General features: G+C 38.0%; 8 protein-coding genes. 3 read left to right on the forward strand and 5 right to left on the reverse strand.

What is annotated here, in order from left to right:
* The first annotated feature begins 159 nt into the window (after positions 1-159).
* The gene (locus QVO39_RS02430; RefSeq protein ID WP_021902868.1) at positions 160-582 is read left to right on the forward strand and encodes a transposase; all 423 of its coding nucleotides are present in this window, start codon (positions 160-162) and stop codon (positions 580-582) included.
* A 113-nt stretch (positions 583-695) separates the two neighbouring features.
* Entirely contained in the window at positions 696-1,043 is a 348-nt protein-coding gene (locus QVO39_RS02435) for a hypothetical protein (protein ID WP_288171620.1), read from the forward strand.
* A gap of 146 nt (positions 1,044-1,189) precedes the next feature.
* Here the strand turns inward: QVO39_RS02435 and QVO39_RS02440 are convergent, their stop codons facing one another.
* From QVO39_RS02440 to QVO39_RS02460, 5 genes are all read right to left on the reverse strand, one after another.
* The gene (locus tag QVO39_RS02440) at positions 1,190-4,858 is read right to left on the reverse strand and encodes a hypothetical protein (RefSeq protein ID WP_021902870.1); all 3,669 of its coding nucleotides are present in this window, start codon (positions 4,856-4,858) and stop codon (positions 1,190-1,192) included.
* Between the two features lie 424 nt (positions 4,859-5,282).
* Entirely contained in the window at positions 5,283-7,397 is a 2,115-nt protein-coding gene (locus QVO39_RS02445) for an Eco57I restriction-modification methylase domain-containing protein (protein ID WP_021902871.1), read from the reverse strand.
* On the reverse strand, positions 7,384-10,404 hold the full coding sequence (locus QVO39_RS02450; RefSeq protein WP_021902872.1) for an Eco57I restriction-modification methylase domain-containing protein: 3,021 nt from the start codon (positions 10,402-10,404) through the stop codon (positions 7,384-7,386). Before QVO39_RS02450 ends, QVO39_RS02445 begins: the two co-directional genes overlap by 14 nt.
* A 1-nt stretch (position 10,405) precedes the next feature.
* The gene (locus QVO39_RS02455) at positions 10,406-11,287 is read right to left on the reverse strand and encodes a GIY-YIG nuclease family protein (protein WP_021902873.1); all 882 of its coding nucleotides are present in this window, start codon (positions 11,285-11,287) and stop codon (positions 10,406-10,408) included.
* A gap of 71 nt (positions 11,288-11,358) precedes the next feature.
* On the reverse strand, positions 11,359-11,586 hold the full coding sequence (locus QVO39_RS02460) for a helix-turn-helix transcriptional regulator (protein ID WP_021902874.1): 228 nt from the start codon (positions 11,584-11,586) through the stop codon (positions 11,359-11,361).
* Positions 11,587-12,257: 671 nt separating this feature from the next.
* Here QVO39_RS02460 and QVO39_RS02465 point away from each other — a divergent pair.
* On the forward strand, positions 12,258-13,046 hold a 789-nt coding region (locus QVO39_RS02465), incomplete at its 3' end, for a polyphosphate kinase (protein ID WP_502685059.1).

Here is a 13,046-nt window from a genome sequence, read left to right on the forward strand (position 1 = left end):
CCCTCTTAAATAGGCACAGGTCGGAGGGGCGTATGCCCCGAACGACCTGTGTGGAAAAGCATATTCACCACCTCCTTGACACCGGCTGAGGGGTCAGACCTGGATAAGGTTGTCCGACCTGTCTTGTCCTAGAAAAAGTTGACTCATAGATAGATTTTTATGAGTAAGTTTGTAAAAAGGAGTCAACTCCAGAAGATTTATTTTGACCGAGTTATTCACCTCTATTTTGAGGAAAACTTAGGTTACACCCAGATTTCACACCTTGTTCCTATTGGTAGGACTACGATCCTGGAGTGGGTTCATAGGTACCTAGATTCTGGGTTAGACGAAGTTATAGAGATGAAGGCGAAGAAAAAGAAGAGACAAGAAGAGCACCGCGGATATCGCAGGTATTATTATTCGGATGTGGCGTCAGGCGGGGCGTCTGAGAAAAGATCAGTTGATTTAGAAAGAAGGGTTCAAGAGCTTGAAGAACAGCTCTTTAGGCAGACTGTTTTGGCAGAAGCATTGAATGAATTAATCAATGTAGCAGAAGAGAATTTCCGCATCCAAATAAGAAAAAAAGCTGGCACCAAACGGTAGATCGCTTGCACGCACAGGACCTGAAGAAATATACAATACAGCTCCTTTGCGACCTGTTTGGTGTAAGTAAGCAAGCCTATTACAAGCGAAAAAAGTCAAAACTTCATGCCAATATGGCACTTGAAGAGATGGCTGTTGAGTACGTTCTTGAGACCCGAGAAAAGGCACCTGGTATGGGCGGTAAGAAGCTGTGGCATATGTATAAGCGAGAGTTTAAGGAGGGGACTCCACTAGGGAGAGACCGTTTTCTTGGCACTCTAGACAAGCACGGCTTGAAGCTAAGGCAACGTAAAAGAAAGCCGGGAACCACCAACTCACTCTTCTCACGCTTCTCATCAAGCCAAACATCAAAGGTGATAGGGCCATTCTCAACATTAACCACTTCAAAAATGTCTTTCAGACCTTTGGGTAAAAACTCCCAAAGCATATCACTACCTTTCATTGCAGCAAAGAACAAATAACACTTACGCAAACAAAGATAACACCATTATGCAATTATAAACAACTACCAACCTGAAATATCTGCTGTGCCCAAAAAAGGCACCGTCCAAATTTCGGAAATTCTGCTTTATTTACACGAAGCTTTTTTGGACGGTGTATGATTCAATTAATTTGTTATATCTAGTAACTTTGCTTCGTTATCCTCCTTCTCCGCCATTAGTTGGTATTCTTTTATTAAACCTTCAAAGATATTTACTAAACGTGGAGAATAGTAACGGGCCTTGTCTCGGTATTTTGTAAATGTTTTTATATGATGTCGCTCGATGGTTCCTCCTTCAAACGGACTTCGTGTTGTCATCCCTCTTCGATTATATAATGCACAACGAATCTCAGAATCAATACGATTGTCATTGAAATGTTCGACAAAACGACAGAATATTTCTGGTGGGTAATCTTTTGTCTCTCTAAAATTACCAAGTATTCGTCCAATTATTATTGGCAAAATGCTTGTTCGATTATATTGTTTTGCTAGTCTCTTCAATTCCTCAAAATATTCAGATAAAGCGTTTTCATTTACTTCTCCAGTAGGGGAAGAACAAGGAACTTCGTGATAATTATGTATGAAACGATATGCCAATTGTGCCATTGCCAATTTTGACTCTATTTGTGTATTATCTTTAGGATATTCTTCTTCAACCCCATCATCTGCCTTAAAAACCATAGCGTATATTTCCATTAATAAGGAAGGATCTTTGTTGATTTCTTGCATAAGATGTATCTCATGTGTATTCATATAGTGGCACAAATTGTCATACATTATAAATTCCATTTGAAGCAGTATAGACTTTTGGGTATTGTCTTTAGGCAAAGAAATAGTCTTTAGTACTTCTGAAATTTCATATATGTGGTTTCTTAAGACATCCCATGCTCCATTTGCTATCATTTCGTGTAATATGCGAATCTTAATATCTGTAGCTATAATAATTTCATCATTTTTTATTTGAATAATGTGAAGAATGTCTGTATATCTTTTAACGGAGCATAGTTTCCATATAATATTTCCATATTCTTCTTCAGGACTATTTAATATGTTCACATCTTCCCAGTATTCTTTTTCTACATCTTTACTTAAAGTACTAGCAAAGTCAGCCAGTGTCTGTTGATACCCAGGAGCAGATAATATAATGGAGATGTGTTTTTGAGAAATAGAGCTTAATTCTTCTATTATGGACATATATGCAGATTTCCCCTGGCCAGAATAAACAGAAAAGAAATATCTGTTAACAAATATTTTGCTCAAATATCCATTGCAGTATTTTCTGTAAATCTCATCATGTATATCTGTCCCATATAAATCATAAATTGCATTTGCCACTCCTTCTTTGTGCTTAACAATTTCTGCAAATGACCAGACAGCATCTAATCCTTTTTTATCTATTATTTGTTTGATAATTTTAGCTCTGGTTTCTCTTGTTTCCTTATTTTTTTTCAGAAAATCATTATCAAAATCCTTATAGTCAGGAGTCTTAATAAGAAAGTCCTCAAAGAGATACTTGTTCTTTATTAAGATGTCGTCAGATTCTATCTCGCATAGTAGTTTCTCAAATGGAACTAATTCCTCTTTTGACAACGCCCAATTAGATTCTTGGCATTGTAGATGCCAATTAATCTTTTCGCGAAAACAATCTGTAATTTCTTCGTTCCCTTTTATTTTGTCTTTGCACTTGCTTATTGCATCCAAAAACATTGTGCGACAACCTCTAAGATAATTATCAAATGATAGATTTACCATTTCCTTAATGTTCTCCACAGAAAATTCAGATGTCGCAAGTAGTAGTTGAACAATAGCTATTACATGCGTGGTGGGTATACTTGGTATGTAATTAGGCGCCTCTTTTCTTTCACGCATACGCCACCTAAAATGTGCATTTGGCATAAAAACTTGTTCTGAAAGTCCTTTTAGCAGCAATACACATAGTGATGATATGGTTTTAGGATGCTTAGTTGCACAACTTTTTAGAATCTCCAAACGAGTTTCAAACGGAGCATACGTTTGTGGTAATCCGAATCGGTAAATACTCAACAAAGTATTTATAGGCTTATTTGCATAATTGCTGTCATTGCGATAAGAGCAAAGGTACATTAAAATGTCTGTTGTGTCAAATAAGTATTGTTCGTCCCATGCCAAAGCCTCTAATGCAAATAGTAGTTCTGAGTAATATATTTCGGTTCCGATGATACTAAAATCCTTATGCTTAACATCCATTATCTGATTTAGCAAAAGGCTTCCTTTTTTGATGTCGTTTTGGATAAATTTTATAAAAGACGAAGGAGAGGCTTCGACCAGCCATTGGAGATTATGGCGGTGCGTCAGATAGCGTTTCAAATTAAAGTCTTTGATTTTTCTCTCAATAAAGCTGTTGACCCAATCTTTATTATTTTGGTTACGACTTGTCACTATGGATAGTAACGTAAGACTTTGAAATACGCCTTCTTTTAATCGCCCAGAAAAAGCTTGCTTGTTTTGCCACCAGTGCAAACCCTTCTCGTTCATTTTTTCTTCGGCATCAGGATCGTCGTCTTGTAACACCCATTCTACTACTTCTGCAAATCTTTCTAAGTGGGATGAGGTAATATAGACAACTAATTGTTTTAATAAATCATAAGGTGATTTTGTTTTCCATATTTTACCTATTCGAATTAGTGGAGTTTCATCAACAAATAGTAACGGAGTGATTTCTTCAATATAAGTATCATACTCCTTTGCCGTCATTAGTTTTACTAAATCTTTATCATCTTGCCAATCTTCATTCCATTCGCCCAGTAATAATGCAGGAATGATAAGACGGATATTTTCTGTTGTCTGCCAAACAGGTGTCTTATCCGTAAAATCCAAAAGGTTTCTCAATATGGATATGTCACGCATAGAGTCAACTGCAAGACTTCTAGCCTTATCATCATTAATACCAATCTCAACAAGAGAGCTTATAAAATCTTCTCTATCTAATATGGGTAAATGTATCGTGCATGCATCATTACTTTTATCTGATGGGCATATACATAAAAAAACGGTATGGCCACGAGAAACAACATAATGAGCATTTTCTTGAATGTCTGTAATAAATATCATTCCATTACAATTCTCCACGATGTCTTTATATGCTTCATTATTAGTTGCTATTACAGTGCGTTCTGTGAGTGCGCTACTTTCACTAATAATGGATGCAACCACAAAAGCTTTAGCTTCTTTTATTGATGCTGCTTCTACATATAAACAGCAGGGAGCATTACAGCTCTCTATCACTTTTTGTTTTTCCGCTTCACGACCAGCAAGCAGAATGCTGGTATTCAATTTAATGTTATTGGGTCCCGAAGCCCACTGTTCCCAATACACAGAGCTTTTAGTAATGCCCCTATTCTTCAGTTGTTCAATTTGTGCTTTTATATTATTGGTGTCTTCTAGTATCTCCTTAGCTGTAATACATTCTTCTTCCAATTTTAATGCCATTATCTGATGTTCATATTCTAAAAAGAACTGGTTGCACTCTGTATCATTCAGAATCTCTTCCGCCCATAGTCTAAGCAAATCATTTTCTCTTGGATGACGGCCAATGGGTTTATGAGCGATGAAATCCTTTAATTGGGGTAAATATTTATCCATTTGTTCTCCTACAGCATTTTGAGTGTCTGGATTGTTAGTCCATTTATAAACAGCACTTTTGAAACATAAATCCAACTTTTCTTTCATGGATTTATGATTACTAAACCACTCAGTTGGAATAATACCTGCGATATAGGATATTACAAAACTTAATATAATTTCAGTGGGTTCCATATTGTAGATCTTTTATCACGTTATAAAATCAAAATTAAAATCTATTATAATGTCCAAGTTAGTGTCCTCATCACATCGCTTTACATTGTTCTTTATTTGCAACTTAAATAATGGATCTGTATTCATTTGCTCTTTGTCACAGATTTCTGTTGTGGAGAAAACAGGATGTTAGAAACAGCCCCTGTTTTTCTATATAGAATTGGTAATAGAAATGGAAATATTTTTGACTACAAAGTTGGTATACTTGAATATAATCCAAACGAATGTACCATCAGTACCATACTCAGTTCTATTAATCCTATGGGTTTACAGCAGTATCAGCCATACGGCTGATACATGCCTCTTACTTTCAAAAAAATGGAATTAATGCTTCTATTGGTTATAGTATCTATAATATCTCTTCTTGTTGCTGATGTCAATTGTTTCATAATCTCATAATTTTTTCCATTGTTGTGTCTGTAAACGTCCTCCAAATCTTCAAGTCTATAGACTGATAGTCATCAAAAAGTTGGGTTACATATTCAATTTCGAAAACCAAGCGGAAGTCGTTCTTATTTTCACCTAGTTGACCTTCCTTGCGTGTGCCTACTCTGGCTATCTTTATCAAATACAAGTCACGAATGCCTTTGCCCTTTAAATATGGCATGAAGTAATACAACTTGTTGAGAGCGACTTTAGATGGAAATTTTTTACCTGTATAATAAATCTTGGCAGACTTATCAAGGTATTGTTCGAAGTTGTCTTTCTTAACAAGACTAACAAGCACATTCCTAGACTTGTCGATAAGATGCTTGTGAGGTGAAATAGCGTATTCAGCCATATCTTCACGAACAACATTATTCTCAATGATGTTATTATACTGATACTGTTCGAATAAGTCTAGGAAGTTTAGTTGAGTATATTTTGTCTTTTTCTCAACTTTTATTTCTTTCTTTTCAAGTGGCTCACGGCTTAAACGTCTGCCCATAATCTTATGCCAGATGGAACGGGCTGTATAAACTTCTTCCATACTAAATCCCATACCTTCATGAAGGATTATTCTATCAGTATAATCAAGAATCTCGTCAGCAGTTCTTTTCTGACGTAACATTCTGTCAATTCCAGTAAATAATTTCTCGTTCTCTATGCGATAAGGCATATAGATACCTCCAACCTCACTTGGCATGAGTTCCAAACAACCACCGCCAAAGTTGCGCCCAAGAATCTCTGCAAAGGTAAATGACAGAGAGTTATAGTAACTTGCCACGAATGCTTTCTTGTTTACTCCCTCTTTGATGAATACCCGGTGCATGGTATCAGTAGTGTAAGCCTTGGCCTCATTCAACACGAACTTCGGGTACTGGTTATTGCGGCGAAGGAAAAGCGCATCAGAAAGTTTAATGGACGGAATTATATACCATTCATCACGTATCCCTGTTTTGTAGCCTTTGTTTATTCCTTTCTTCTCTCCGTTTTCAATATAAGCTTTTACACCATCATTTCCACTCTTTTTGACTCCTGAAGGGAAAACGAGAAGATGTGCTTTGGCACCTGCAGTCACATTTGCCAGCCAATCTTTTTCCGTAAAGCATAAGCTGCTAACCTGCACACTTCTGCCGACCATAGGTCTTGCATACTCTTTTAAATCGTATAGAGTTATTACAGACTCCGGTACTGTAAAGTAATCGTTAGCCCCAGTTGTAATTCCAACTTCTACATTTGCGTAAGTAGAAATAGATGGCATATTGCACTTTACTTTCTCCAACAGGTCAAGCTCTTTCTTTTCAAGGAAATAGTATGTCCACTTATCAGTATGGAAATCAATCTTCTTGGTGGGAAATTTTAATTTATGAGGATTTAGTTTAAACAAAGCATTAGCATCTTTCACCTCAATGTGTTCAATCATATGCTCATCTGTACCATTCTTTTCACATAACAGCAGAACAACCTCTTGCTGTATTTCCTCAAAGACAAGATTCTCAAAAGAAATGATGTTTATCTTGTTAAAGTTCTTTGCAAGATATCGACGCAACTGTTGAGCATACTTGACCATAAGAAGCTCAGATGGGACAACAAACCCTATCTTTCCTGTCTCTTTCAGCAACTGACTGCAACCTACTACAAATGTGACCCAAGCATTCGTGAGTTTTGTTCTCTTTAACCCAGAACGCTTGAATATTTCATCTGCTAGTTTTTGCTGCTCAGGATCATAATACTGATAACGAATAAACGGAGGATTTCCAACCACCAAGTCAAAACGCCTATTGGTATCAAGGCAGAAACGATGAAAGTCAGCATTGATTACTTCTGAATCATGCAAAGTTATTGCACGTGCCTTCTCGGCTTCTTTTTCTTCATATTCAATTGCCGTAACACTATTATAGGACATCCCGTTGTTGCCAATGCATTCTAGGAACACACCGTCACCACAACTTGGCTCAAGTATATTCAAATCATTACAGCCATTAATTCCCCATTGCAGAATAAATTTGGCTATTGCAGGAGGAGTGTAATAAGCACCTCTCAGTTTCTGGTCTGTTGCATTTTCAATCAGTTGCATAAAGCTCTTTTATCTTAGGAATTAATGATACCTCATCATTTGTCATGCCGTAAAGATTGTTGATGGCATTCTGCTGTTCTTGCCTCAATGAATTAAATTGGCGTTGTAACGGCACAAGGTTTCTTCGGTTCTTTGTCGCTTTGCCAATCTTATCGCCTAACTCAATAATTTGTTTCTGGCGATTGGCAATGTCATCATGAATATTTCGCTCATCTAGATTTGCAAAATCAATCTCACGAATCGGTATTTGATTCAGTACCTTTGTACCACGAGCTATATAGCCACCACGGAAGATTTCGCCATAGAGAGAAGCAAGCCATTCACCTTGAGTTGAACCTAAGATGGCTTGTATGTAATAAATTGAATACTCACTGTCCGCAGGAACACTAACTACACAATACCCAGCGGTACCACCAGATGATATCAAGGTGCCATTATTGTCTATAGCATATTTATCTGCCTGTGACATCACTCCTACGATAATCTTTTCTTCTATTTCACACGCCTCCAAGTTTTGGTGTCTTCCGTAACGATACCACTCGTCTGCAGTGGCTGGCTTGGGTTGAATATCCCGAGATGCTTTGCTCAGCTCAGGTTTTGCTGCCATTAAGAATGCATAGAACAAAGGATAGTGTATTTGAATAGTTGTAAGTGGAATCAACTGTAGACGACCATTTTGATTTTTCTTATATGGAAAGAATACACGGGCATTGGGTTTGAATGTGCGATAAGAACTCATGGAATCTTCGCCCTGAATCGTTTTGTAATAGGGTTTTGTTACTGCTTTTTCCACTTCATAGTCGTTGCCATCAAAAGCCTTAAAAGTATAGGTCGTCCGTGTTTCAGATTTAGGAATAAAGACATAAACCTTATTTGCGCTTGTTTGGATTCCGTTAAAAATATAATCATCGCCAACTATTTCTGACAGTGGTTTCGCATGAGTGGTTACCATATTTAGTAATGGAAGATGCTCGTCCGTACACAATACCCAAGTATCTGAATTAATGGTTGTTGATGAACGGTAGCAAAACTTATTAGCTTCGGCATTTTGGACTCTCCATCCCACAAGATTGCTCACTTCTGAATACTTAAAAATATCGTGCCGATTCTTTTCCAATACAATAATGCAAGTATAGGTTGACTTGTCTGCAAATACCTGATGAGCACCAAACGAAATCAAGGTTTTGAGATAACTATTGCCGGTTATAAGGTTTCGAAGTTTCTTTGCTGCCCCAACCTTCATGAATTTGCTTGGAACAATATAACCTAAACGTCCATTGGGTTTCAAAAGACCCAGTGCACGTTCTATGAAAAGAAAGTATTTGTCATACTGTCTGTAGGCACTCGTATACTTATTCCCCTTTTCGTAAAGAGATTTTTCCTTCGGAGTAAATTTCTTGATATCTTCGGTTTTCATATATGGAGGATTACCTACTATCAAGTCGAAGACTCTATCGCCAAAATCAAAAGGATTTACTTCGAGAGCATCAGCAGCAGGAACATCAGCAGTACTTAAAAGGCTATTACCAAAGAATATATTATTTGAAAGGTCTGGCAATATTGGATGGAATGAAGACAAAGAGTTTATGTCTTCATCCTCAAGCAATTTAAGTAGCAATCCAAATTTACATGCTTCAACGGCGTTAAAGTCCTTATCAACGCCATAGATACAGTTCACCAACAAATTGCGTTTCATTTCGTATGGCAACTTATAAGTATCAATGCTCGTCTGAAGAAGTTTACTTCTGTCATTTTCAAGATAGTAATCGACTAATGAGTCATAGAGCAACTGATATAACTCCAACAAAAATGCGCCAGAACCACACGCTATATCTGCGCATTTCAGATCGTTGACTTCGTTTGCTGTCTTCCCTTGAATGATTTCAACGGCAGTTTGACGCAAGATTTCACGTACAACAAAATTTGGCGTAGTAACAATATCTCGTTCTGTATTCTCAGGTTTCTTAACAATCTTAAGTACTCCATCTACTACAGCAAGTTTCTCAGCTAGGAATATTTCATAAATGCGGCCAAGAATGTCTGATGAAAGTACCGTAAATGAGTATGGGCTTTCCGGGAAATAGAGTTGACGAATTATTGTCCAAAAGGAAGAACTGATATTTCCAATTACCTTCTCTGAAATAAGTTCCTCAAATAGACCTGAATTATACTTGTTATCCGCGTCCCTAAATTTCGCCACGAGTTCTTCGTGGCTATTATGGTCCGCAATTGTAAGCAGACGCTGATAAGTTTCAATATTTCTATCTTCGCAAACACGGAGAAAGAGTATTTTATTAATGTAGCTCTGTACGATATCCCCTAAGTAATTTATATCTATTTCAGAAACATAAGAAAGGATTTGTTGACCAAGCATCAAACGCCACTGATTGATTTGTTCCAAAAACATTGAGTCTACTGACTGGTGTATTACATTCAGTTCAACGTTATTCCAAACCTCTTCAAAGTGCCCTGTATATACAGATTCTTTTCCTATCAATTCAAGAAGTTCCTCTACAACATTTTCGTAGTCAGTATAATGATATGCTTTGATACGAGCTTTAGTTAGAGTATCTTCGTCTTCTATTTTATATGAAGTGTCATAGATATATAAGTCCTCAAAGTTAGACAGTACAGAAATCTTAAGGTTAGCCGTATAACCATAACGTCTAACCTGTTTGGCAGGATTATCATCGGTGCTAATATCTACACATGGTTTCTTTGCTTCTAAAAAGAACTTACGTTCCCCAAAGAGTCGAAACGTATAATCCGGTTTCTTTGAATGAGTGGCGGCATTGGCTTTAAGTGATTCCTCCAGAAGCACCTCTCGCTCATTTGTTTTCTTGCCTGATATATTACGAATATCCCAACCAAGAGCTTCAAATAAAGGATCAAGAAACTCGTTTCTCACTTGTGTCTCGTTGAAATTTGAAGTTCTGTAGAAATCACGGTTCGACTTGTATTTCTCTACAAGGGCCTGTATAGTTTTCTTTATTTCTAGAATATCCATATTATTTTTCTTTTGGGAAAATTTTTCCGAATGTTTGGTTGTTGTTGTCAATCCATGCTGTTGTTCCTTGCATTGCCGTGGCTGTACAGAAACTAGCTGCACCTGATTGTGAATGTTTCTTGGTTGTAACATTTACGTCTTGTAACAAGATGAGAAGCTCTCCATCATTCTGATAAGCTATCTTGTTATTTCGAAATTCATCGCGCATCATACCGACTTCCTTAGGCATGCTTGACAAGTCTTTGGACAAAATCCTGCTACCTGCTTTTAGGTAGTATTCATCTGTATCTGGATAGTAATGTAATGTAGCATGAACTCCTATATTATTCATATCTAAATGGAACTCATGATAATTTGCAGGCTTTATGGTCTCCTTGGGATTATCGAAAATTTCACAACCATAGAAACGGGTAAGAAACTGGATATCCTCAAAGAAAGCGTTCATCTCATTTTCTTTGTGTGGTGACAAAGTTTCCTTTTCGACCTTCTTGGTATTGTCAATCTCATAGTTGCCCGCTTCATTTGCACCCTTTAACCCTAAATACTCCAAGTATTTTACTTCATTCTTATAAATCTCATTTGATTTAGAGATAAACACAAGTGCGGTATCCCAGTATTCCTTCTTCTGTTTGTGATCAATTACTCGATGAGTGAAATCATTTGTTTCACCAATATAACCGATGCGTTTCCCAGTATTAGGATGCGTACCGAGAAGTATATAAAACGAGTGCTGTTTTACCCACTTATGTTTGGCGCCTACTTCGGCCACTTTATCTTTGGGTAACAGGAAACAAGCACATGAACGCTGGGTACCCATGTCTATGATACGTGCACCATTTAATGTATTATCGAGCAGTTCGGTATATACTGTAAGTATTGCCATAATGTTACAAATATGTCTGTAAGATTGCAATGAGGTTCTCTAAAATTATGCCATTCCTCGTAAAGCAAATCCTATTGTTTTTTTTCAATGTCGGGTAATTCCTCGAAGCGAACAAGGGAGTCAAGAGTGGTATCAAGTATCTTGGATATTTGCATTAACATCTCCAGTGTTGGTTGTGCTGCATTAGTACACCATTTACTTACAGTGGCAGGATCCTTGCCGACCTGTTCTGCAAGCCATTTATTTGTTTTGCCTTTCTCTACTAAGGCAACCTTAATACGATTGATTTTTCGTTCCATACTATAGCCTTTTTGAATGCATTGTTTGCAAAATTACAGTTTTTTTCTTGAAATATTGCCAAATATGGATATTTTTCAAACAATCAGTCTATCTTATGGCGTTTATTTCAACTTTAGGTCGCGCACTTTTGATTTTAAGGCATTAAGTGTCAGAGTTAGCTCATTGTGAGTGGCAGAGTCGGTATAAAAAGTGTCAGAATTTGGATTAAAGTATCTAAGCCGGTATCTAAGTCGACATGTGAATGACTAAGTTTCATGCCAGAGTTGGAAATCAGTCTGTGTCAGAGCCTCCTTATAATCCGTATTTAGAATCACAATCCATTCATCATAAAAAGAAATTATCTGCGGCAACATTGCATTTTGTCCCCCAAAGCCATCGCTCAGATGTGTTTTGTCCGTCAAATGACTAAAATCAGCTATCATAGAGATTTGCTGATATTCTATCTGCAAAACCGTGAAACGCACGAAGGCGATCTGCGGCGTTGCTTTCGGAATTCGGCCTAGGTCACGTACGTGAGTACGCTCCCTTCGGCCTCATCCTCAGCGCCTATTTAGGTGCCTTGGCACCCTAACGGTTGCCTAGCATCTCATCCTTCGTGCAACATTCTCATTATAGCTAAAGTTTTAGTAAATTTGTGGAGGTAGTTATTTATTAAATGGTTTGATGACTTATGGAGGGTAAGAAGAGGAGATATTTTGATAGGGACATCAGTTGGCTCGCTTTCAATAAGCGGGTGCTACAGGAATCGCTGGATAAGAGTGTGCCGATATACGAGAGGATCAGCTTCCTCTCGATATTTTCATCGAATCTTGAGGAGTTTTATCAGGTGCGTGTGGCGAGTAACCGCATGGCACTGGAGCGAGCTATCAAAAAGGGGGATAAAGACGAGGTACGCCTAAAGCGTGAGAGCTTTAAGGCGCTTACCGATGAGGTGAAGTCGCAGGAGGAGCTATTTCGGCAAGCGTGGGAGGAGGTGATGGTGCCAGACCTTTTTGAGGCGGGGGTGAAGGTCTTTACCCATGCGGAGGAGTTTACTGGTAAGATACGTGCTTTTGTAGAGCGATATTTTGAGGAGGAGGTCTTTCCTTACCTTCAGCCGGTGCTGGTGAGCCCCAACCTTATGAATGTCTTTGTACGAGACAAGCGAATCTACCTTGCCGTCTATGTGCGACGCCATTCGGATAGCAAGAAGAGGGTCTTTATGATTAAGTTGCCTTTTACCAAGGCTCCTCGCTTCTTGAGACTGCCTGACTTTGAGGGTCGCTACTCCTTTACCTTTTTGGACGAAGTGGTGCGTGCTGGTCTGGATAAGATCTTTGTGGGCTACGACGTGCTTGGCTCTTATAGCTTTAAGGTCTCCCGTGATGCCGATATAGAGCTCGATGAAGGGGCGGGCGGTAATGACCTTGCAGAGCATATAGAGGAGCAGATATCTAAGCGTAAGACTGGTGCGGTGACA

It is taken from the genome of Porphyromonas sp. CAG:1061, assembly GCF_000435035.1.
GTDB lineage: Bacteria > Bacteroidota > Bacteroidia > Bacteroidales > Porphyromonadaceae > Porphyromonas_A > Porphyromonas_A somerae.

What these genes read in the sequence shown, in the direction of transcription:
- QVO39_RS02430 (WP_021902868.1), top strand. Translation starts at nt 160, where the DNA reads ATGAGTAAGTTTGTAAAAAGGAGTCAACTCCAGAAGATTTATTTTGAC.
- QVO39_RS02435 (WP_288171620.1), top strand. Translation starts at nt 696, where the DNA reads ATGGCACTTGAAGAGATGGCTGTTGAGTACGTTCTTGAGACCCGAGAA.
- QVO39_RS02440 (WP_021902870.1), bottom strand. Translation starts at nt 4,858, where the DNA reads ATGGAACCCACTGAAATTATATTAAGTTTTGTAATATCCTATATCGCA.
- QVO39_RS02445 (WP_021902871.1), bottom strand. Translation starts at nt 7,397, where the DNA reads ATGCAACTGATTGAAAATGCAACAGACCAGAAACTGAGAGGTGCTTAT.
- QVO39_RS02450 (WP_021902872.1), bottom strand. Translation starts at nt 10,404, where the DNA reads ATGGATATTCTAGAAATAAAGAAAACTATACAGGCCCTTGTAGAGAAA.
- QVO39_RS02455 (WP_021902873.1), bottom strand. Translation starts at nt 11,287, where the DNA reads ATGGCAATACTTACAGTATATACCGAACTGCTCGATAATACATTAAAT.
- QVO39_RS02460 (WP_021902874.1), bottom strand. Translation starts at nt 11,586, where the DNA reads ATGGAACGAAAAATCAATCGTATTAAGGTTGCCTTAGTAGAGAAAGGC.